Raw genomic sequence first — 22685 nt, forward strand, 5'->3', positions numbered from 1 at the left:
CCTTGATACGCAGACTATTTCCTTTCCTCATCTCTTGCGTCTAGTTTCATCTAACAAAACTTCCAAGTCTTTTTCAGCCGCTGCTTTTTTGGTCTCGTCGATTGGATTTTTATCCGCATAATCCCGCATCAAGTACACTAAGAGACCGCGAATCGACGTTAACCGGTTTTCTGCTTCATCAAAACAGATCGAGTTTGGTCCATCCATGACCTCATCCGTGACTTCTTCTCCACGAGTGGCAGGTAAGCAGTGCATAAATTTCGCTTGTTCACCAGCGCGTTTCATCAAGTCAGCGTTCACTTGGTATTTAGGGTAAAAAATACGCATGCGTTCCTCTTCTGATAATTCTGCTTCATACAGTCCATACCAAACATCTGTATAAACAAAATCCGAACCTTCGATCACATCGATTTGATCTGATATCGTATAGGAACCGCCAGAATCTTTACAAATCGCGTCTAATCGTGCGCGATGGTCTTCGTTTAACTGGAACCCTTCTGGACCAAATTGAACGAATTCCATCCCCATTTTTGTTGCGATCAATCCTAAAGAGAAACAGACTTGTGTGGCATCACCAATAAAGGAAATCTTGCAGTCTTCGATTTTTTTGCCTGCTGGAAGATGTTCGATCATGGTGCAAAGATCGCCAAGTTCCTGCGTTGGATGGTTGAAGTCAGACATACCATTAATAACTGGGATCGTGGCATTCGTTGCTAAGTCATACACACTATGATGCCGTTCCACGCGAGCCATCAAAATGTCAACTAAACGAGAAAGAACACGGCTTGTGTCTTCTATCGTTTCATGACCACCCAATTGAATTTGTCCTGGTGCGAGATATTCTGCATGTCCTCCTAATTGTGTCATTGCTGTTTCAAAAGAAACCCGCGTTCTGGTAGATGATTGTTGGAAAATCATCCCTAATACTTTGTTCTTTAGTAAAGGGGGGTAATAACCATTTTTGATGGCCGCTTTGATTTTCAATGACAGGTCAACGATTTGTTGGATCTCCTCCTTCGTGTAATTTTCCGTTGTAATAAAATCTCTTTTTTCCATAATGAAACCTCCTAAGTGATTTGTTTGCTTTTGCATCTTCACTTTAGGTAAAAAAGGCGGAGTTTACGATAAGCTATTAGTTGTAAACGTTATCACACTTATTCTATACTTGCTGAGGACAAGTTTATTTTTGGATATAAACCAGTTATTTTCCAAGGGTTTACAAAAGTTTAGCGGAAAGTTTAGCGGAATTAAAGTAAAGAAAAAACAAATGGTGTTATAATTAGGATAAGAAAATTGGTGTAAGAAAAATTGAAAGGGGATTCAATATGATAGCTATTTTTATATACAATATTTTATTGATCATTCTATATTCAATCACGATGACTTTTGCTATTTATTCTTACTTAAAAGAAAAAAACAAATTATTTCTTTGGATTAGTTTGTATCTGGCATTCTTTATTTTTGACAATATAATTATTTATATGACGGAATTTCTCAATTCCTTTGCCCAAAGTTATGATCAGGCATTTATGAGTGCACCAGCAGTTAAAACTATTATATTTATGGGAAATGCCTTTTTCTCCATTTCTATTCTTGCCGAACTACGCAAAGAAAAACTCTCTCCCCTCCATTATACGCTATTGATCGTTTTGGCCATTTGGATGATTACGACCCCACTGATGGAAAACTCAGCATTTAAAGTTTGGCTCTATTATCTTGGTAATCAACTCTTCCTTTTTTATCTAGGAATTTATTGTTGGCAAGGGACCAAAAAGAAGCTCCCTCTACTGAACAAACACTATTTAAAACAGTTGATGATCATCAATCTCTTCTTTAGTATTTTGATCATAATTGAAGATAGCTTCGTGATTTTCAATGTCGACCAGTACAGCTCGTTAGCGACAAAGATTTATAATCGCAGTATTTCAGAGGATATCTTTTCGATTGTTGTTTGTATATTATTACTGCACTTCTTTATCAAAGAACGCCAACCACAGGAAGAAAAACCGCAAGAGCAAGACGCCTCTCTCTTGATTCAAAACTTTTGCCGTATTCATCAGTTTACCCAACGAGAAACGGAAATCTTTGCGTTGCTGTTGTCCCATCAAACCAATCAGGAAATCGCCGATCAGCTCTTTCTTTCATTGGGAACGGTCAAAACCCATGTTCATAACATTTTTATCAAACTTGAGATAAAAAAACGCACGCAAATTATGATTCTTTTTGAAAAGTACAAAGAGACCCATGAGGCAGCTGCCTAAAAAAGACCTGGAAGGATCGCTTCCAGGCCTTTTAAAGTTTAAAAACCAGTCATTCATTGCTCTGAACGGCTTATTCTTCCATATATGCATACTTGATGATCGTTGACGGTCCGAAAGTTGGATAGTACACACCTTTCAGGGAAGGATTGACCATAATACTACGAGCTCTTTGGTAGATTGGGACAATCCCGGCGGTTTCTTCTACTAATAGTTTTTCTGCTTTGATCATCGTATCCCAACGTGTCGCTAAATCATTGGCATAGGTCGTATTGCTATCAGCAATCAACTGGTCATAGTCTTTATTTTCATAATTCGTGTTATTCGGTGAAACGAGATTGTAAAGGTACGTCATCGGGTCTTGATAATCTGGTCCCCATGTTCCGATAGCTAACTCGTAATCGCTTTTTCGTGTCAATTCAATCGAATTATTCAATGGGACAGACTTGATTTCAACGGTCAAGCCCGGTAAGACTGTCTGTAACTGATCCTGGATGAATTCAGCCACTTTTTTATCTGCATCAGTGTCTTTGGTTAACATCTCGATGGAGATCTTATCCCCAATATCAGCAGTGGCTTTTTGCCAGTAAGCGAGTGCAGTGGCTTTATCCGGTCCTTCGAGAGGCGCATCTTCTCGAAAATCTTTGCCAGTTTCCGGATTGAAGACAAAGTTATTCGGAATAAACCCATTGATTGCTTCTGATCCATCCGATAAGACATCTTTGACTAAAGCTTCTTTATCAATCGCATAATAAACGGCTTTTCGGACATTTTCATTGGCAAAGATCGTATCTTTACCATCTCTTTTCTGATTCATCTTGAAATAGTGGATATAAGAGGTCAGCACCGTCTGTAGTTCTTCGTTAGCGTCATTTTGCTTCACGTATTCCCCATAAATATCCGCCATATCCAACTGTCCTTCATTGAAAAGATTATATCCTGTAACAGCTTCTTTGATCACTTCATAATGGATATTCTCCAGTTTGATGGCATCACGATTGTAGTAGTCTTCATTTTTTTCCAGATCCCATGTAGAGGAAGCTTGATCCCAATTTTTCATCAAAAAGGGGCCATTAGTTAAAATATTTTCACTTGATGTGCCATAAGCATCCCCTTTTTCGGTGACAAAAGCTTCATTTTGTGGAAAAAATGGAGTAAAGGCCAATATCGAAGTCAAATAAGGAACTGGCTGTTCCAATTGGATCTCGATCGTGTACTCGTCCGTAGCTTTCGCACCTAGTTCAGAAGGGTCTTTTTCCCCATTGATGATTTCAGTGCCATTTTTAAATGTACCGTCCAATAAAAACATGTAGTTTGCTTGATTGGCTGGCGTGGCTAGCCGTTGCCAAGCATAAATAAAATCTTTAGCCGTCACTGGCTCCCCATTACTCCAAGTAGCATCTTCTCTCAACGTGATCGTGTAAGTCAGACCATCGTCGGATATGTTGGGGAAATCTTTGGCGATAGCCGGTGCGACCTTATTGGTGTCATCGATTTGATACAATCCATCAAAGACATTGACTTGAGCATTGATACTTGCCGTATCTTGTGTAGAGAGTGTATCCATCGATCCGATTTCGCTTTGTTCCATCAAATTGACCACACTGCTCGCTTGGGCAGTCGCTTTAGATTCTTTCTGATAACTACAACCTGAAAAACCGATGACGCTAGCAACAACCAACAAAAACATCATTCTTTTTTTTCCTTTATTCCTCATTTACGTCCTCCTTTTACATGCGTCCCAACCGCTCATCGAAGCGCTTTTTCTAAAATCGTCATCTCAATCAATTCAGCTTGCCAATCCAGCTCATCATATCGGTAGCCTTTCTTGGCAGACTCAAATTCTCCCCGCTGATTGTCGATGGGGTCTGCTCGTAAGAATTGCTTCGCTACGGTAAATCCCCCTTGAATACAGTTATTAGCAGGTAAGCGAAAAATATCTAGGTTTCCAAAATAATAACGCCAGCGCTCTTCATTTCCGCCTCGAAATGCGCTGCCCCCAAACGAAACATCTACATAAAGCCAACCATACTCTGGTAGATAGAAGCGCGCCCAGTCATGAGGGCCCACAAAAAATTCTGAAACATATAAACCCGACTCCCATTCAGCTGGGATATTCGCCATACGACACAAAGTGATAAATAAAAGTGCTTGAACCCCGCAGTCTCCTTTCTGATTGACTGCACAGTACTCACTGATATTCGGAATCGCATAATATTCTCGCATAAACGAATAGGTTACTTTGGTGGTCACAAAATGATAAATCGCATACGCACGTTCCAAGGGATTTTTTGCTTCCGGCAAAATTTCCTGCAATAATTGCTGTAGAAAAGGCGTAAATTGAATATGGGGAGCGAATTCATTGAGCGCTGATGCAAATGCGGTTTTTTCCGACTCAGTCAACTCACGAATCATGGTTTGCTCATCCAACAACTGGAATAAATCCGTATAAACAGCCGTCAATTCATAGCTGTGTTCCACAGTCGCTTCAATTGAGGAAGGGTCGTTGGTTTCAAATGCGATCGTTCGCTGTGGTGCAGCGAAGGGATCAATCTGCTTGACCTCTCCTTTTGTCTGAAGAATCTTGGCATTTGCTACCTTTCCAGTGTCTCGAGGCAAAGGAATGTGCGTCAAGAAAGGACCGTCTTCTTTATTAAGCGTTGTTAGTGGTCTAAGTGATTGTTTCAAAACGATTCGAGCAGTCCTTTGTCCGAGTTGTTTCATTTTTTCTACATTCTCATCCAGTTCTACTTGTCGGGCACTGTCAATTCCGTTTTCTTCCTCAAATAAATAGCGCGTATAATAGTCTGAGCGCGTCTTAACGAGATTAGCAATAAAGCGTTCATGGAAAACTTTTTTGCCGTTCAAGTAGATCCATTCAACCTCTCCTGCTTCCACTAAGCGATCCAGTTCTTCTCGCTGAAAATCGACAAAGGACTGTTGCATCATCTCCAGAGCTTTGGTTTCTTCATAGGGATATTGCTTTGCTTCAAAAACAGTCAAAACCTTTAATTCCGTGTGCAAACGATCTTTTAAGACTTCACTGATACGGGCATTGTTCAACTTCTGATGAATGAGTCTACGTGTTAAAGAAAAATCACCAAAATCTTTGGCTCGTTGAATGTCTTCTGGCAAAGGAACCACTAGATTGGATAGATCATTAGGATCCATACTCACTGCGCCACCTCCTCTTTTTGTTTAACGCCTAATCCAGCCGCTTCATTAAGTTGAATCACCGGTGTTTTTTCTGTACCAACAACCCCTTCATACGCAAGAACTGCTAAATCAAACGTCGCGTCGAGGTCAGCGAAACGAACATTTTTTTGTGCAGCAACAAAGTGAGCTGCCGCTGCGATACTAATATTGGTCTCCCCTGCCATACAACCTACCATACAAGGGATATTCGCAGCTTCGCAAATACTATTGATCTGTAACGCTGGATAGATGCCGCCACATTTCATCAATTTGATATTGACAGCATCTACTGCATCTTTTTTGATCAATGATAACGCATCTTGAGGTACAAATGCCGCTTCATCTGCCATGATCTGTTGGTTGACTTGAGTTCTGATAAAGGCTAATCCATCAATGTCACTAGCAGGTGTTGGTTGCTCAAAAAAAGCGATATCATATTTCTGCAACTGTTCAATCATTTTTATTGCCTGCTTTGCCCGCCAACCTTGGTTGGCATCAATTCTCAATTCGATGGCTGGACCGACAGCTGCCCGAATTTGTTTTACTCGTTCAATATCGTCTTTCTCATCCAATCCGACTTTGATCTTCAGTGCAGTAAATCCTTGTTCCACAAACAATTGAGCATTCTCTGCCATCACTTCTGGAGTATCGATGGAAATCGTCATATCTGTCTCTACTTGGTTATCCTGACCGCCTAAAAGCTGATACAAAGGAAGTCCTGTACTTTTTCCCAATAGATCATAGCAAGCCATATCGAGAGCTGCTTTGGCAGACCCATTGCCTTTCATGCACTGGTTCATGATGCTATGGATCCGGCTTAATTGCCGTGGATCTTCTCCAGTTAATGCATCAGCCAATAACTTTAGAGCAGCTTCACAGCCTTCAAGTGTCTCCCCTGTCACTAAGGGTTCAGGTGTTGCCTCACCGATCCCAAAGTCCCCTGTGTCAGTGATCACTTTAATGGTCAAATTGCTGACCTCAGTAATAACGCCTAATGCAATTTTAAATGGCTTGCGCAGCATCATTTTATTTGCAGCAATTTCCACACGTTCAATTTTCATCTTCATTCCCCCCTCTAACTTAAAACTGACTATATCATTCCGTTTTTTTCTTTTCAACACTTTTTCTGAATTTTCTGAATTTTATTTTTATACAGATTATGCATAACTCTACCAACTTATCTCCTTTGAGCAGTAAATTTAATAACAAAAAAAGAGCAAAAATTTGCTCTTTTAATCAGATAATTGTATTTTATTAATAATCGTCGGATGCCAACGAACATTGATTTGTTTGATTGTATCAAGCGGACACTTTGGTTGTCGATCAGCTGTTAACAAACCGTTTTTTTCCTGTTCCACATCCGTCAACTGCGTATAACAAAAGCCGTGAAGAATTTCTGACTGATAGACAGCATCAATCACCCGCTGATAGTCCTGAATAAACTCTGCTTCATTAGCTGCATTGGTATATCCCCAGCCTTGAGCCCCTGTATCATAGCCGATCCCGCCAAATTCTGTTAACAAGATAGGAACATCTTGATGTTGAAATCCTGGACAATAAATTTTTCTGCGATTGGGTTCAGAAGTTAAAATCGTATCTTTTGTTCGCAAACTCGCCGCAAAATGGTCGTATTTCTCCAGTTCTTCTTTCGTTCCATGAACATAGCTGTGAATCCCACAAATATCACTTTCTGTCATCTCCCAGCCATCATTTGAGATAACCAATCGAGTAGGATCTAAAGAATGGATCAAGTGATAAATCGCCTGCGAAAAATGCTGTTGCTGACGATCGACACTAATGTTCGGTACCCCCCAGCTTTCATTGATCGGTACCCAAGTTGTGATACAAGGATGATTGTAGTCACGGTCGATGATCTCTTGCCATTCAGCCATCACTTTCCCCCCGCTAGTTCGTGTATAAACACTCGGTGAGGCACATTCTCCCCAAACAATGAATCCTAACTGATCTGCCCAAAACAAAAAACGGGGGTCCTCTACTTTTTGATGTTTGCGACAGCCGTTGAAGCCCATTGCTTTGGCTAATTCGATATCTTTCTTGTAATCTTCATCTGTAGGAGCTGTCATGAGACTTGTGGGCCAGTAGCCCTGATCCAACACTAGTTTCTGATAATACGGGCGGTTATTTAAGTGGACCATGCCATCTTGAATATGAATTTTTCGCATGCCAAAATAGCTTTTAACGGTATCGATACACTTTCCTTGTGACCAAACATCAAAGACGACATCAAAGAGATTCGGGGTCTCTGGAGTCCAAGTCCATCCGCGACCGTGAAAGTCACTGCGGTCGATCTTTTGATTGAATAGACTGTAAGAGCGTGTGAACTGGTGCTCGGTCAACTGCTGGCGATCAGAAACGATCAGCTCTTCGCCGTAATAAATTCTGGTACACAATTCTTTATCCGTCAAATCACCAGCATAATGATAGGCGATCTCTACGGATCCCCGATCAAACTCACTGGTATAAAAGACCTTTTCTAAATAGCCGTTTTTGTCAACTGCCTCCAACCACACCGTCTGCCAGATACCCGTTGTTCGGGTATACCAGATAGCAGCAGAATGTTCCTGCCAATATTGCTTGCCTCTTGGTATTTCTTCATCTGTTGATGGATCAAAGACCTTTAGTGTGAGCAGATCTTTGTCAAAGGTCAAATAGTGAGTCACATCAAAAGAAAATGAGGTGTGTCCGCCAATGTGTTCCCCTACTAACTGATGGTTGATGTAGACCCAGCAATGGTAATCGACAGCGCCGAAATGTAACAATAAACGTTTGTCTTGCCAAGTATCTGGCACCATCAGCTCTCGCTGATACCAAACACCGTCATGAAAGCTTTTGATTTCAATTCCACTTTGCTTGGACTGAAAGACATAAGGAACTTCGATCATCTGTGTCAATGCTTGTGGCTGTTGTTCCTCTAAGTTGTCGGTAAAATCAAATTGCCACTTACCGTTTAAATTCAGCCATTTCCTTCGTTCAAATTGTGGGCGCGGATATTCTGGTCTGTTCATAGTCGTCCTTTCCTTTTCAAATTTTTTTATTACGAGGCAAACTAGCCTTTGCTTCCAGAAGTAAGACTGATTCCTTGAATGAAATACTTTTGACCGAAGAAAAACAAGACTAACGCAGGAATCGTCATTAATGTAGAAGCCGCCATCATGATATTCCATTGAGAAGAAAATTGCCCTTTTAGTTGCAATAATCCGAGAGCTAATGTTTGTTTGCTAGGATCATTCAAGTAAATCAAGGGGCCAAAAAAATCATTCCAAGTATTCATAAACGTAAAAAATCCTACAACCATCATGGCAGGTTTAACTAACGGAAGCATGATCTTATAAAAAATCTGCCAGTGGGTTGCACCATCCAGGATCGCCGCTTCATCTAATTCTTTTGGGATACCAGCAAAAAATTGTCGCATCAAAAAGACATTGAACCCACCACCGCCAAAAAAGGCTGGGGCGATCAAAGGTACAAAGGAATTTACAAATCCTAATTTATTCCACATCATAAATGTCGGAATCAACGTCACTGCACCTGGAAGCATCATTGTCGCAATGACCATCGCAAACCACATATTCTTGTATTTAAAGTTCAAGCGGCCAAATGCGTAACCGCATAAGCAAGAAGTAAAGACATTCCCGATAATGCAGGGAATAATAATCAAAAACGTGTTAACGAGATAGGTCTTTAGATCCAAAACTTGAAAGACATCTGCGTAGTTAGAAAATAATAATTGATCAGGCAGCCACTTAGGGGGGAACTCAAAAATTTCATAGGAATCCATAAACGAGCTGCGTACTAGCCATAAAAATGGAACCAATGAGATCAGTCCAATCACCACTAATGGAACATACATCATGTATTTTGCTTTTCTCATGGTCATTTTTCTTGCCCTCCATAATACACCCAATTTTTTGCCGTACCAAAAACCAGCATCGTAAACAAACCAATAATCACAAATAGGATCCATGCTAATGCGGATGCATAACCAAACTGATTTTCTTGGAATGCTTTCCGGTAGATCAACAATGCGTAAAACAAGGTCGCATTATTGGGGCCGCCTCCAGTCATAATGTATGCTTGCGAGAATGTCTGGAAAGACCCAATCAACCCCATCACCAAGTTAAAGAAAATGATGGGCGAGATGGCTGGCAATGTCACATACAAAAATTTATGGCGCCAATTGCCGCCATCTACTTCCACAGCCTCCATTAGGTCTTGGGGAACATCCTGCAGCCCAGCTAAGAAAACCAGAGCGGTACCACCACATCCCCATACGGCCATTAAAATCAAAGATGGGATCGCTGTTTGTTCATCAAAAATCCAGTTAGACGGCGGCAAATGGAAAAATTGCAAAACAGAATTCAGCAAGCCAAAATCCGGGTTGAATAACCACATCCATAAAATGTTTGAAGCCACCGCTGGAACTACCACCGGCAAGTAGAACAATGTTCGAAAAAATGCCTGCCCTCGAACTTTGACATTCATCAACAATGCGATCACTAGTGCAGCGATCAAACTACTTAGCGTACTGCCAAAAGCAAAGGTGAATGTCACAACCACCGATTTTTTGAAAAAAAGATCATCCATAAAAATCGTACGGTAGTTATCGATGCCGGTAAATTTGAAATCACCGATGACATTATAATCTGTAAAACTAAGAATCAGACTAACGATCATTGGGATGATGGTAAAAATCAATAATCCGAGAATTGCAGGGGCTGCAAAAGCATACCCTGCACGATTCTCTTCTTTGTGTAAATCATAGTGTTTCTTTTTAGATTGTCCATCTGTTTTAAGTGTGATCATTCCTTCGTTCACCTACTTCACATACTCGTATTTGTCCCCGAACTGTTTCTCTAGTTTTGGCAAAATGTCTTCCTCAACTACTTCTCTTGGAGCTTTCTTGCCAGTCCAGACCTGTTCTAACGCGGGGTTCACGATTTGCTCGATCGAAGCAGCATCTTCGCTGTAGAAGGCCTTGTTTTTTGTCAACGCTTGCTCTTTTGCTTCAACCAGTGCTTCTTTTTTATATTCTGGTGAACGATCGCTTACGGCCCATTTTTGAAGGTACGTTTCATCTGAGAACCAATTGTCTTGGTTAGGTAACCATAATCCTGAATCGATGACATCTAAGCTGTTCTCAGGGTCTAAAAGATACTCTAAAAATGTTTTGGTTTCTTCCCAATGTTCTTGTGTGTTTTCATTATCAAAAACCACGATTGGCGGACCAAAATTCATTTGAACGACTTTTCCCATTTTTGGTAAAACACCCATACCTAACGCTAACCCTTTTTGTTCGATAGCGTCCCCCAGAGAACGTAAGTCCCAAGATCCTGTGATCGTCATCGCTACCCTATCTGTCAGCATTGCGGTATCAGTTGAAGGAATCGTACTTGCCTGTGAGGGTTTCGGCATCACATAATCTTTGTACATCAAATCCTGAATTTTCTCTAACGCTTCAATCGAAGCATCTGTTCCAATCAGGATCTGTTTGCCGTCCTGACTAAGCACCCCACCGCCATTGCTGATTAAGAAAGATTCATAGCCTAGACCAGTAAAATTGGAGATCCCATAGGTTTTGATATTTTTTTCGTCAAAACCAGCATCGCCTGGATGATTGCCATTTCGGTCGACTGTCAGTTCTTTCAGAATGGATACAAATTTATCCCAATCCCACGCTTGATTGACGTCATGAGGTGGGACTTCAACCCCCTTTTCTTCAAAATATTTCGTACTGTAGAACAGTGTAAGCATTCCTGGCCCTGCAGGCGATCCAAAGACTTTCCCGTTGTACTCCGAGCGTGTCTCTGCGATTTTGTTCTCAAATGGTCCTCCTGATTCATACAGCTCTGTCAGATCCCTTAAGTTGCCGCTCTTCCCCCACTCTGCCGTGCTTGTTTCAACCATATAGCCGACATCTGGAAGTGTTTTGGTACTAGCTTGTGTGTTTAGCTTCTCCATATAATTGTCATAAGGGATCTGCTGCGCTTTTACTTGGATCTCGTCTTGTGATTCATTAAAGTTTTTGATCAATTTATCGATCGAATCTTTCTCCAATGTATCACCCCAAAAAGAAAAATTGAGGGTAACTTTACTCGCTTGATCACCAGCATCATCATTGCTCCCACATCCCGATAATAAAAAACTTCCGCCTATAACCAATGTGGAAATGAGTAGACCAATTTTTTTCATCTTCTTTGCTCCTGCCTTTTTATATTCCGTTTGTATGCGCATACAATAGTTCAAAAAGAAAATCAGACGGATTATTTTTTACAAAATGATTGCTTCATGTTGCCAAAATAATGCTGTCTGTTTTTCTTTACAATTTATACTATACAAAACGAAAATACATATTTCTTCCCGAGTTATGTGTTCCTTATTCCCGATTTTTGTTTGGCTCTATTTTCTAAATTAGAAATCGATTACATTTATTCTATCAGGCACATCACACAGTAAAATAAAGAGAGCAACACCGCATCACTATCTATAGAGCAAAGGAGTAGAATACATGAGCTTATACTTGGAAATTCCTGAAATCAATCCGCTGTTCCCTTTCAAAACCTTTACAAATGAAGGGTGGTCGATCACTTATCCTCACTGGCACAAAGAAATTGAATTTATTTATTGTTTGGAAGGAACTGTCAGATTAGGGGTGGATGACGAGATCATTCAAATGCATGAAGACGAGATCTATTTTTTTTCTAGTGGTGAACCGCACTTCTTCTTGTCTTCGCCAAATAGTGAACGAATCGTTTATCAATTTGATATCAAACTCTTTCAAGGACATGACAATATCTCGCCAAATGATCGTCCATTGGCCAAAGTATTTGAGACCGTCGTCAATTACAGTAAGGATTGGCCTACCCCGATCCAAAAAGAGATCCAGACTATCTTGCTTTCTATTTATCATGAAAACCAGAAACAGCGTGAAGGGTATCAATACAGTATTTTGAGCAGTTTGTATAAATTAGCGAATCTCTTGTACCAACTGCCATTGAAGAACAAAAAAACAGAAAAAGCCGCTTTAGATAGTACATTAAAAAATCGCGAGACATTGTTCCAGATCGACACCATCCTCGACTATATTGAGTCCAATTATTTAAATGCGATCACGATTCAGGATGTTGCTGATCATGTGGGGTTTAGTCCTAGTTATTTCTCACGCTTCTTCAAAAAAAATATCGGGATGTCTTTTACCAGTTATCTGGCAGAATACCGCATCCATCGGGCAAAGTATATTTTAGGAACAGAGCTGGTTCCCATGGCAGAAGTAGCTGCCCGCTCAGGTTTTTCTAGCGTCAAAACCTTTCATCACGTCTTTAAATCAATGGTTGGCACTTCTCCTATGAAATTTCAAAAAAATATTTTCGGCTTTCACTAAATAACTACGCAAGAAACCTATATAGTCACCAAATCGGCGAATTCTGCATTTATAACATTTTGTCCAAATTAGGCAACGCCCAACCATAAAAAAGAGATCTGGAAGCATCAGATCTCTTTTTTATTCACTCTAAATTGAAGTCCTCAAAAAAAGAATCAATTGTTTTTTTTCCAATTGATTCTTGTGAATGATCCAGCAAACAGTTGCTCACGGCTTACAACCTCGGAGCGGTTGCTGACATGTGCTCATTATAGAATGTTGTCATGCTCTATTTACAGACCTTCTTTCAGATGTTCTTTGCTAGTTTTTCTCACCCAGATGTCTTTACCCGTTTGTTCAATAAATAATTCAGTTTCAGGAGCTAGCTGACACTCAACTTTACCTTCCTTTAAAGTAATTCGCAATTCTTCCCCTTGATAAAAAAGCTTAAAGGCAAGTTCTGTTATTTCTTTTGGTAGGTGATTGGACAAGCGAATGCCTTCATCATAATAAAGACCAGCAAAACCATAAATCAAACTTAGCCAGCTGCCTCCCATATTTGCCGCATGGATGCCATCGACGACGTTTTTTTGCAGATCAGTCAAATCCATCAATGCCGTATCCATGAAATAGCGATATGCTTTTGCTGTTTCTCCGATACGACTAGCCATCACACTGAAAATCGAACGAGACAGCGAAGAATCATGGGTGGTGACTTTTTCATAATACTGATAATCTTGTTTTAGTTGTTCTAGGGTAAAATCACCCGTAAAAAGCATTTGCGCTAATACGGTATCCGCTTGTTTGCAGACTTGATGTTTGTAAATTATCATCGGATGATAATGCAACAATAAAGGATAGTTAGCAGCTGGTGTCTCTTCAAAAGGCCAGACAGATTGTTCAAGAAATTCATCATCTTGCTTGGTAAGTCCACGAGACGCATCATAACCGAAATACATGAGGTCTGCGGCTTGCTGCCATTGATCGATCAGTTCCATATGCTTTTCGTATCGTTTCGCCAGTTCAATGGCATAATATAAATTGTTTTGAGCCATTTTGTTGGTATAAAAGTTATTGTTGACCAATGCACTGTATTCATCAGGTCCGGTGACCCCATTGATACAAAAAGAAGGTTTGCCGTCTTTTTCGATGAAATCACCATAACTCAACCAAAATTTTGCCGTTTCGAAAACGACTTCACTGCCGACTTCTTCAATAAAGCGGACATCTCCTGTGACCCGTTCATAGAGTTGAAAAGCATAAACGATATCGGCATTGATATGCAGTTGTGCGGTTCCGGCAGGATAATAGGCACTCGTTTCTTGACCATCAATGGTGCGCCATGCAAACAGTGCACCGTCTTGGCTCAGCTCTTGTGCCCGTTTTTGCGCTTGCGGTAAAATAGTTGCTCGATAAGTAAGCAATGCTTTCGCAGTGTCTGGATTGGTGTAAGTAAAAAAAGGCAACAAATACATTTCAGTATCCCAAAAATAATGACCTTCATACCCTTCACCTGTCAACCCCTTGGCGGCAAAATTGGTTCTGCCATCACGTCCTGCTCCCTGATTCAGGTGAAACAGATTGAAGCGTATCCCCTTTTGTAGTTCTTGATCACCCGTGATCTCGATATCACTCGCTGCCCAAAACTGCTGATAGCTTTCCCTCTGTTCGGCAACAAATGTTTCAAAATCAACCGCTTCTTGATAAAAGGGTGCGCCCTCTGCTTCTTGTAATCGCAGTTGAAAAATCGTCGTCAGGGATTCTCCAGATTGGATCTGACCATCGCCGCCTATCACCCGAATCGCCAGTTTTTTTTGACTATGAGGGGCTGTCCAAATGGCATAGTCGCCATGCTCTTCTTTCAGAAGCTGATGCTCTTTATTCGCAACACGAGGATCATCTGTTTGATTGACTGTGAAGCGCTGGTCCAATGGATGGGAAACAGTGATTGGCTCTGTGAAATTTGCATTTTTGATTGTGTAACGACAAACATAAAATTCACTGCGCGTCATGGAGGCAAAAGATTGCATCTCAAGATCAAAGCTTTTTCCTAATGGGGTTTCTACATGGTAAGACTCATGAAGGATGCCTTCTGACATATCTAATGTCAGCTGGATTGGTTCCGTCTGCCAAACGCCGTCCGACGACTGCTCTTGTCCGATGCTTAAAGAAAGCCCCCGCAGGTTGGGTAACTTGCAGATGGTTTGGTGTTCTTTAGCATAGCCATAAGCCCATTCGCCGTATTGGATCGGTTCACTGTCAAAAAAACCATTGACAAAAGCCCCGGGATTCCCAGGATAGTTCGCATTCACTTTAAGGGGATGCCCTGCTCGGACACCGATTTGACCATTCCCCACAGCAAACAGCGTTTCTAAATATTCCGGTTTCTGATGAGAGAGTTCTTGTGCCTGCAATAAAAATCGTTTGTCCATCTCTGTTCGTCTCCTCCGCTTTTTTCTTTCAGTTCTATCCTACACTACTAAACACCCATTGCAAAGAATCCGACTTCAGCTGGGAGGGGCATCTACTTTGGTTCTTCTGACAGAGTATGGTACCATGAAACAAACTTGAAAGAAGGCGATTACTTGGATTTATGGCTAACAAATATTCGAATGGAAACAAGCTACATCAAAGAAAATGGCTGGACCTCTGGCAGCCAAACCAAACGGGCGGCAATTGGGATCAGTGAAGAAAAAATTACCGAGATCCTTCCCATGGATGAATGGAAAGACACGCCAGGAATAACTGTTATCGATGGTCAAGGCCAGTTATTATTACCCGGCTTGATTGAAAAACACTGCCATTTGGATAAAAGCAAATTAGGAACTCCATGGCGTCCTGTCACACCGGCAGCCAACTTAGTAGAACGTTTTGAAACAGAGATTCCTCAATTGGATGCATTGCCTCTTTCGATTAAAGAACGGGCACAACAATTGATCGATTTGGAATTGCCTCATGGTGTCGTGTCCTTTCGCTCCCATATTGATATTGAACCAATGACTGAACTGCGCTATTTTGATGCACTAACTGAATTGCTTGCTGACAAACCATTTGGTTCGGAACTTGTTTTGTTCCCGCAACACGGTCTGCTGCGATCAAATGCCGTCGCATTAATCGAAGAAGCATTAACTACTGGTAAAGCTGCATTCATTGGTGGGGTCGATCCTTATACATTAGATCAAGATTATCAGCAATCATTAAAAACAACCTTTGAGCTGGCAAAAAAAGGCAATGTTGGCATAGACATTCATCTGCATGACCGCAAAGAAGCCGGTCGTGCAACGATCAAAGAAATCATTCGGCTGACCAAAGAATATGCTATGGCAGGCAATGTCTTCATCAGCCATGCCTTTGGCTTAAATGATTTTGAAGGAGCTGAACGCACAGAAGTTTTTCAAGCTTTAGCAGATCAGGACATTCATATCGTTTCAAGTATTCCAATCAGTCAGGGAACGATTCCTCCCCTTAAAGAATTACAAAGTTATGGGGTTGCTGTTCACATTGGTTGTGACAATATTTATGATTCTTGGTCATCACTGGGTGACGGCTCCTTGCAAGAAAAGCTCGCTCGTTATTTAGAGATTTTTGGCGTTCAATCACAAGAGGCATTGACCCAGGCATTAGGCTTGGTAACAGATGGCAGAGTGCCATTAGATCAAGAAGGAAATCAACAATGGCCAAAAGTTGGCGATTCTGCTGATTTTCTTTTGACCCCTGTTTCTTCAACGGCTGAATTTGTCGCCCGCAAAGGTCACGTCAGCTGCAGTTTCTTTAAAGGACAACCAATCTACAACGCATAACCAATAATTACTGACAAAAAAGCCGATTTGCTACAGAAATGTAGGAAATCGGCTTTTTTACGAATCAATGGTTGCACAAAAAATGATTCGGTCACCTCTCTTTTGCTGATTTCGCTTGACGCTGATCCGATTATTCGGTTTACTTATGATAGCGAATACAAAAAGTGAGGGATTACCATGTATACTGCAAATATGCAACGATATGAACGCATGACATATAACCGTGTCGGAAAATCAGGTTTAAAACTTCCTGCAATTTCCCTTGGTCTATGGCACAACTTCGGTGATACAGATCCAATTGCGAAACAGCGGAAACGATCCTAGGAGCCTTTGATCTAGGCATTACCCATTTTGATTTGGCCAACAACTATGGTCCCCCTGCAGGATCGGCAGAAAAGAATTTCGGCCGCATTTTAAAAGAAGACTTACAGGCTTATCGGGATGAATTGATTATTTCATCAAAGGCTGGTTACTATATGTGGCCTGGTCCCTATGGTGAATGGGGTTCTAAGAAGAATTTGATTGCCAGCTGTGATCAAAGCCTGCAACGTCTAGGCCTAGATTATGTCGATATTTTTTACCATCATCGCCCAGATCCAGACACACCATTGGCAGAAACGGCTCATGCACTGGACTTGTTAGTACGGCAAGGAAAAGCCCTCTATGTTGGTGTGTCCAATTATTCTGCAGAACAAACAAAAGAAATCGCCAAGATTTTGAAGGATCAAGGAACCCCCTTTATCATCCATCAACCTCGCTACAATATGTTTGATCGTTGGATCGAAGATGGATTAACAGCTGTCTTAGAAGAGGAAGGATTAGGTGCGATCGTCTTTAGCCCTCTGGCACAAGGATTATTGACTGATCGTTATCTGCATGGTATTCCCGAAGACTCTCGAGCGCATCGCTCAGATAGTCCTTTTTTGACAGAAGATCGTGTAGCTCCAACCTTAAATGTAGTCAGACAATTGAATGATATTGCTCAAGAGCGAGGACAAAGTTTGGCAGAAATGGCATTAGCTTGGCTGTTGCGTCAAGAGACTGTTGCTAGCGTATTGATTGGTGCTTCTCGTTTGAGTCAACTACAAGCAAATGTCCGGGCTTTGGACCAATTAACTTTTTCTGCTGAAGAACTAAAAAAGATCGACGAAATTTTAGTGCTTTTAAAGAAATAAGCGTTTGATTTGCTCGCTGGCCTTTCCCATGGGGGAACTGCCCCGCATTGAGTAAAATGGCGGAAACTTCATTTCAAACAACAAAGAAATCAAACGACCGCAGTGTGTATTGTCCAGAAGCTATTAATGCTTCGATGCAATAACCCTCACGGTCGTTTGGTTCTTTTTTGCTACATTTTTTGCTACATTTTAGTTGATTGATTCTTTTTGCCAATCAATGGCTAATTGCAGGCAGCCTTTGATGCCACTTTCATTCACTAGTTGCCATGGAACAATGTACTCTTCTACACTTGGAATCGAAATGTAGCCCCCTAGTTCCAACAAAAATTGTTCTCTGATTTTTGACAGCAAGTGGGTCTGATTCATGACACCACCGCCTAAAATAATCTTATCTGGTACAAAGGACAATGTATAATTGACCAATGCTTGCGCTATATAATAGGCTTGCAGCTCCCATACAGGATGATTTTCAAGAAGAGTCTCTCCCTTTTGCCCCGTTCGTGCTTCGATGGAAGGACCGGCAGCCAGCCCTTCAAAGCAATCCTGATGATAAGGGCAAGTGCCGACATATGAATCCTCTGGGTGCCGTTTGATCCGGATATGCCCCATTTCAGGATGAGATTTGCCTTGGAATAACTGGTTATTCACGATTACACCGGCACCGATCCCAGTCCCCACCGTCAGATAAATACAGGTATCGCAGTCTTGAGCAGCCCCTTTTTTTAATTCCCCATAGGCCGCTGCATTGACATCTGTTGTCCAAACCATTGGAATCGGATAGCGTTGTTTTAACGTCCCCAAAAAGTCAAAATTTTGCCATCCCGCTTTAGGTGTTGCCAAAACATGCCCATAGTTGGCTTGCTTGGGATCCAATCCGATTGGACCAAAGCTGCCGATCCCCATCGCGGACAGCTCATACCTATCAAAAAATCGGAAAATTTCGGCCAGTGTTTCTGCGGGTTCTCTCGTAGCGATTCGCTGTGAAGCAATAATCTTCCCCTCTTGATCCGCTACTGCACAGTTCATTTTTGTTCCGCCTGCTTCTATGCCTCCATACATCATTGTCTATCCCTACTTTTCTACTCGAATATCGAAATAATCCATTACTAGCTCACAAAACATCATGTTTGCCCAAGAAAACCATTCACGAGTGTAATCCGTTGGATCATTGACATTGATACCCTCATGCATCAAATGCGTTCCTGCATCGATCGCTACCAACTGATCTAAAATTTGGGCTTTTTCTTCTTTGTTTGGTGTCGTCAATCCAGTCATCGCCATCGCGATCGGCCAAACAAAATTATGCGGCGTATGAGATGAGCCGATCCCACTAGCAAATTCGCCTTGATAGTAATAAGGATTTTCGTCACTTAAAAGTGTTTTTCTCGTAGCTAGATAAGTTGGATCTTCCATGGAGCCATAGCCTAGATAAGGTGCAGAAATCAGGTTAGGTACATTGCTGTCGTCCATGACAGAGGCATTGCCTAACCCATCCACTTCATAGGCATAGATCGTTTCGCCAGCTTGATTCGTCGTATACGCATATTTTTCGATCCCCGCTTGGATCTCTTGCTTTAAATCGGCTGCTTCGGCCACTAATTCAGGCACATCTAAAATGTCGGAGAAAATCAGTTCCAAATAACCTAATATCACAACAGCGAACATGTTTGACGGAATCAAATAGCCATAGACACAAGCGTCGTCGCTTGGACGAAATCCTGACCAAGTCATCCCTGTTTTAGCAACTGGGGTTCCTTTGCCGGCGAACTTCAGCGTATCTTCTTGACGTTCTGTTTGGCGCTCAAATTGATATGGTGACTGCGCGTGATCTTGTTCTGTCCGAAAGACGGTTAGGACTTTTTTGACCCCTTCAATAAAGTTTTTATCAAAGTGATCGGTGCGCCCGGTGTTTTTATAAAGTAGATAGGCTAACTGGATCGGATAGCACAATGAATCGATCTCATATTTCCGTTCCCAGATCCAGCCGTTCATTTCGGTTAGATCATCTTGGTGTCCGGCAAAATTTTCTGTTTCATTGAAGGCATTGGCGTAAGGATCGATAGTGATAAACATAAATTGCTTTTTGACTAATCCGGCAATCATATCAGACAGTTCTTGATCATCTTTTGCTAAACACAGGTACGGACGGACTTGAGCGGTTGAATCTCGCAGCCACATTGCAGGAATATCACCTGTCAAAACAAAGGTACTGCCATCTTCTTGCTTCTTGACAGTGGTTAATACGGTATTGGCAAATGCCGCATTAAAGTTTTCCGCCCAATTTGCATGGTCTTCGCCACAAAGCAACGTGATTTTCTCCATAAAACTCTTAATTACTTTCGGTATTTCGCTGTATCCCATCTTCTTTTCCCCTTTTACAAAGAAGAGCCGACAAAAGTAGACAAAGCCGCTGGTCTTTCTGCAACGAAAAGCTTCGGGTAGTTGATGTTCAAGACTGTTCAATCCTCCATCCGATGCCCGATTTGCTAAGAATGAACCAACCTTCGCTGATCTTGAAAATCTGCTGCCAGTTCTTTCGCTTTGTCTACTGATATTTCTCTTCAAACTTTAAATGATTGCAGCACTTTCTAATGCCATGACCCCTGATAATTGGTCAGACAAGAAAACACTAGTTGGAATTTCTGCGACTAACCAGTCTCGGTAAGCTAACAGATGTCCTTCCTTCTGACTATGCTCTAACAAGCGTTCACAGCTGGATGTCACAAATCCTTTGATGGAGGCTATGTCTAAGCCCACTTTTTCTGCTTCTTTGACTAAGAGATTCAAATAACGGTATTCAATGCCTTTGAACAATCCAATGTCACCACCATCTCCTTCATCATTGAAGACCCCATCTTTACCAATAACTTCAAAGGATGTTTTGGCACAAGTGATTGCATCTTCTAAATAAGAAATATCGTCAGTCACATGATAAAATTCTATCAATGCTCCAATATAGACCCCTTGGTTGTAAGTAAATTGCCATTGCACATCGATTTTGCCATCGCCGTTACGATTGATACCATCTTCTACGAATTGTGTGTCCGGCTGTACCAAATATTTTTTCATCCATTCCAGTGTCTGTTGGCTTGTAGTCAGATAGCGTTCATTGGCTTCAACTTGATACAGACGTAATGCTAGAATAATAATTGGTGCATTTACAGGTGTATTCTTATAGTCAAGCTGCGTGCGTTTCCAAGCAAATCCGCCATTCATATGATCATTCCAAGCAGTATCAAAAATATCCAGACATACTTCTCGGGCGTCAGCTAGGTATTCTTTTTTCTTAGTCAAGTCATACAAACGTAATCCAGCTAATGCGTTCCACAACATGTCATCATAAAATTCATGCAGCAATGTGTTATGGTTTCTTGCTTTATTGTAATGATAGGTTTCTTCTGCTTGTTGCAAGTAAGCCGTATCGTTGGTCCGCAGATAAGCATCAATGCGTACATCCACTAAATGCGCGATCCACCAGTAATTGAAGGTTTCATTTTCTTTCTCATCCCGCAATGGATAAACGTTGTTCATAAATTGTTCTTTGGAAGCTGCTTGATAGAAATAATCGATACTTGTTTGTGCAAGATCGGCATACTTGTTAAAATCGGTCATTCTCCTGATCCTTCTTTCAATATTTTGTCACCTTGTTGTTGAGCATTTTCTAGTGCTTTTTGCGGCGTTGTTTTTCCAGAAAAGACATTTTCTAATTGTGGAATAAGGGCTAGTTTTTCGACATCGGAATACCCCATAACAGTTGGTCGAATTTTAGCAAAATCCATGGTTTCCACAAAAGCTTTGTACTTCTCATTTTCAGTAAAGTAGGTATTTTGCGCTGCTTCGATATTTGCTGGTAGCCAAGTGGAAATTTTTGCAAACTCGACACCGATATCTGGGCTGGTCGTCCACCATTTAATAAAGTCCCAAGCAGCTTCTTGGTTTTTGGCCGTTTTGGGAATCACTAAACCAAAGCCACCCGTCAACGCCCCTTTGTCCCCATTTGGTCCAGTTACTGGAGGGACGACCCCATAATCCAAGCCATCCACTTTATCATAATCTGCTAATGCCCAAGGTCCGTTATAGGTCATCGCAACTTTACCAGCTGCAAATGCATCAGAGCCATCATTAAATCCTTGTTGATAGACCTTCGCTTGATTCATTAATTGATCCCAGAAATCAAGAACGGTCATTCCTGCCTCAGAATTAAAAGCAGTGGCAGTATTATCAGCGTTCAGCATGGTTCCGCCAGCTTGCTGCAACCACATATTGAACAATCCAACGTCATCAAGAGAAAAACCAGCTTGCACTAACGTTTTTCCATCCCATTTTGTTGTTTTCTTCGCAACATCCAACAACTCATCCCAAGTCTTTGGTGGTTCTACTCCAGCTTCTTTCAGTAATGTTTTGTTATAAAAGAGAGAGCGGTTGTCTACTAAAAGTGGGATTCCATATTGTTTATTGTCGTATTGCATTTCTTTGACAGTTTCTTCATAAAAATCGCCCATATCTACATTGTCTTTTTTGATCAAATCATCTAGATCCAATAAGGCATTTTTTTTGGCATACATCGCTGTATTGACGCGATCCCACAAGATAACATCTGGAATTTCGCCACCCGCCATTCCGGTCAGCAGCTTTTCTTCAACGTTGTCTTGAACTTTGTAGGTTACCTCGTATTTGTCTTGGCTATCATTGTATTGATCGATCAATTGATTGAGCTGATCGACTTGGTCACCACTCCAAGAACCCCAAAAAGTGATTTTCTGCTTTCCGCCAGCTCCATCATTGCTTGCCTGATCATTGCCTCCACCACATGCACCTAACACTGTCATCGCTGCTACTAACAGCAATCCTTTGATTATGTTTTTCATCACATTCACTC

The 22685-nt window shown here is 41.3% G+C and carries 16 protein-coding genes and 1 pseudogene; 4 read left to right on the forward strand and 13 right to left on the reverse strand.

The genetic code is table 11. From position 1 onward, the window contains the following. Positions 1-27 precede the first annotated feature (27 nt). Positions 28-1056 carry a putrescine carbamoyltransferase gene (ptcA, locus tag FE005_RS01025; protein ID WP_003125626.1) on the reverse strand — a complete coding sequence of 343 codons (1029 nt, stop codon included), beginning with the start codon at positions 1054-1056 and terminating at the stop codon, positions 28-30. A 269-nt stretch (positions 1057-1325) separates the two neighbouring features. Here ptcA and FE005_RS01030 point away from each other — a divergent pair, with 269 nt between their 5' ends. Beyond that, positions 1326-2261, forward strand: a complete 936-nt coding sequence (locus tag FE005_RS01030) for a response regulator transcription factor (RefSeq protein ID WP_138371143.1) — start codon at positions 1326-1328, stop codon at positions 2259-2261. Positions 2262-2331: 70 nt separating this feature from the next. Here FE005_RS01030 and FE005_RS01035 read toward each other — a convergent pair whose 3' ends face one another. The 7 genes from FE005_RS01035 to FE005_RS01065 form a co-directional block, all read right to left on the reverse strand. Beyond that, positions 2332-3975, reverse strand: coding sequence for a peptide ABC transporter substrate-binding protein (locus FE005_RS01035; RefSeq protein WP_138371144.1), 1644 nt, complete (start codon positions 3973-3975; stop codon positions 2332-2334). Positions 3976-4007: 32 nt separating this feature from the next. After that, positions 4008-5429: a transglutaminase-like domain-containing protein gene (locus FE005_RS01040; protein ID WP_081131993.1), complete on the reverse strand. Its 1422-nt coding sequence runs from the start codon at positions 5427-5429 to the stop codon at positions 4008-4010. 2 nt (positions 5430-5431) lie between these two features. Next, positions 5432-6514: a dipeptide epimerase gene (locus FE005_RS01045; RefSeq protein ID WP_003125621.1), complete on the reverse strand. Its 1083-nt coding sequence runs from the start codon at positions 6512-6514 to the stop codon at positions 5432-5434. Between the two features lie 171 nt (positions 6515-6685). Continuing rightward, on the reverse strand, positions 6686-8479 hold the full coding sequence (locus FE005_RS01050) for a glycoside hydrolase family 2 (protein WP_003125620.1): 1794 nt from the start codon (positions 8477-8479) through the stop codon (positions 6686-6688). 41 nt (positions 8480-8520) lie between these two features. After that, a complete protein-coding gene (locus FE005_RS01055) occupies positions 8521-9351 on the reverse strand; it encodes a carbohydrate ABC transporter permease (RefSeq protein WP_003125619.1) in 831 nt (276 codons plus the stop codon). Then, entirely contained in the window at positions 9348-10277 is a 930-nt protein-coding gene (locus tag FE005_RS01060; protein WP_138371145.1) for a carbohydrate ABC transporter permease, read from the reverse strand. The genes FE005_RS01055 and FE005_RS01060 overlap by 4 nt, the downstream gene beginning before the upstream one ends. A gap of 12 nt (positions 10278-10289) precedes the next feature. Then, entirely contained in the window at positions 10290-11663 is a 1374-nt protein-coding gene (locus tag FE005_RS01065; protein WP_103300235.1) for an ABC transporter substrate-binding protein, read from the reverse strand. 316 nt (positions 11664-11979) lie between these two features. Between FE005_RS01065 and FE005_RS01070 the strand changes: the two genes are divergently transcribed. Further along, entirely contained in the window at positions 11980-12852 is an 873-nt protein-coding gene (locus FE005_RS01070; protein ID WP_060814421.1) for an AraC family transcriptional regulator, read from the forward strand. Between the two features lie 272 nt (positions 12853-13124). Here the strand turns inward: FE005_RS01070 and FE005_RS01075 are convergent, their stop codons facing one another. Next, entirely contained in the window at positions 13125-15263 is a 2139-nt protein-coding gene (locus FE005_RS01075; RefSeq protein ID WP_138371146.1) for a glycoside hydrolase family 65 protein, read from the reverse strand. A gap of 153 nt (positions 15264-15416) precedes the next feature. On the opposite strand from FE005_RS01075, the gene FE005_RS01080 reads away from it, so the two are divergent. Both FE005_RS01080 and mgrA read left to right on the forward strand, forming a co-directional pair. Continuing rightward, entirely contained in the window at positions 15417-16631 is a 1215-nt protein-coding gene (locus FE005_RS01080; RefSeq protein ID WP_029486464.1) for an amidohydrolase family protein, read from the forward strand. 177 nt (positions 16632-16808) lie between these two features. Then, positions 16809-17806: pseudogene (gene mgrA, locus FE005_RS01085) on the forward strand (L-glyceraldehyde 3-phosphate reductase). Positions 17807-17995: 189 nt separating this feature from the next. Here the strand turns inward: mgrA and FE005_RS01090 are convergent. From FE005_RS01090 to FE005_RS01105, 4 genes are all read right to left on the reverse strand, one after another. After that, positions 17996-18865, reverse strand: a complete 870-nt coding sequence (locus FE005_RS01090) for an ROK family protein (RefSeq protein WP_138372178.1) — start codon at positions 18863-18865, stop codon at positions 17996-17998. A gap of 12 nt (positions 18866-18877) precedes the next feature. Continuing rightward, on the reverse strand, positions 18878-20167 hold the full coding sequence (locus FE005_RS01095) for a glycoside hydrolase family 125 protein (protein ID WP_113849336.1): 1290 nt from the start codon (positions 20165-20167) through the stop codon (positions 18878-18880). Between the two features lie 207 nt (positions 20168-20374). Then, entirely contained in the window at positions 20375-21418 is a 1044-nt protein-coding gene (locus tag FE005_RS01100; protein ID WP_138371147.1) for a glycoside hydrolase family 76 protein, read from the reverse strand. Beyond that, the gene (locus tag FE005_RS01105) at positions 21415-22674 is read right to left on the reverse strand and encodes an ABC transporter substrate-binding protein (RefSeq protein ID WP_113849334.1); all 1260 of its coding nucleotides are present in this window, start codon (positions 22672-22674) and stop codon (positions 21415-21417) included. Before FE005_RS01105 ends, FE005_RS01100 begins: the two co-directional genes overlap by 4 nt. Positions 22675-22685 lie beyond the last annotated feature (11 nt).

Source organism: Enterococcus sp. M190262, assembly GCF_005843965.1.
GTDB classification, from domain to species: Bacteria; Bacillota; Bacilli; order Lactobacillales; family Enterococcaceae; genus Enterococcus_D; species Enterococcus_D gallinarum.

What these genes read in the sequence shown, in the direction of transcription:
- ptcA (WP_003125626.1), bottom strand. Translation starts at nt 1,056, where the DNA reads ATGGAAAAAAGAGATTTTATTACAACGGAAAATTACACGAAGGAGGAG.
- FE005_RS01030 (WP_138371143.1), top strand. Translation starts at nt 1,326, where the DNA reads ATGATAGCTATTTTTATATACAATATTTTATTGATCATTCTATATTCA.
- FE005_RS01035 (WP_138371144.1), bottom strand. Translation starts at nt 3,975, where the DNA reads ATGAGGAATAAAGGAAAAAAAAGAATGATGTTTTTGTTGGTTGTTGCT.
- FE005_RS01040 (WP_081131993.1), bottom strand. Translation starts at nt 5,429, where the DNA reads ATGGATCCTAATGATCTATCCAATCTAGTGGTTCCTTTGCCAGAAGAC.
- FE005_RS01045 (WP_003125621.1), bottom strand. Translation starts at nt 6,514, where the DNA reads ATGAAAATTGAACGTGTGGAAATTGCTGCAAATAAAATGATGCTGCGC.
- FE005_RS01050 (WP_003125620.1), bottom strand. Translation starts at nt 8,479, where the DNA reads ATGAACAGACCAGAATATCCGCGCCCACAATTTGAACGAAGGAAATGG.
- FE005_RS01055 (WP_003125619.1), bottom strand. Translation starts at nt 9,351, where the DNA reads ATGACCATGAGAAAAGCAAAATACATGATGTATGTTCCATTAGTGGTG.
- FE005_RS01060 (WP_138371145.1), bottom strand. Translation starts at nt 10,277, where the DNA reads ATGATCACACTTAAAACAGATGGACAATCTAAAAAGAAACACTATGAT.
- FE005_RS01065 (WP_103300235.1), bottom strand. Translation starts at nt 11,663, where the DNA reads ATGAAAAAAATTGGTCTACTCATTTCCACATTGGTTATAGGCGGAAGT.
- FE005_RS01070 (WP_060814421.1), top strand. Translation starts at nt 11,980, where the DNA reads ATGAGCTTATACTTGGAAATTCCTGAAATCAATCCGCTGTTCCCTTTC.
- FE005_RS01075 (WP_138371146.1), bottom strand. Translation starts at nt 15,263, where the DNA reads ATGGACAAACGATTTTTATTGCAGGCACAAGAACTCTCTCATCAGAAA.
- FE005_RS01090 (WP_138372178.1), bottom strand. Translation starts at nt 18,865, where the DNA reads ATGTATGGAGGCATAGAAGCAGGCGGAACAAAAATGAACTGTGCAGTA.
- FE005_RS01095 (WP_113849336.1), bottom strand. Translation starts at nt 20,167, where the DNA reads ATGGGATACAGCGAAATACCGAAAGTAATTAAGAGTTTTATGGAGAAA.
- FE005_RS01100 (WP_138371147.1), bottom strand. Translation starts at nt 21,418, where the DNA reads ATGACCGATTTTAACAAGTATGCCGATCTTGCACAAACAAGTATCGAT.
- FE005_RS01105 (WP_113849334.1), bottom strand. Translation starts at nt 22,674, where the DNA reads ATGAAAAACATAATCAAAGGATTGCTGTTAGTAGCAGCGATGACAGTG.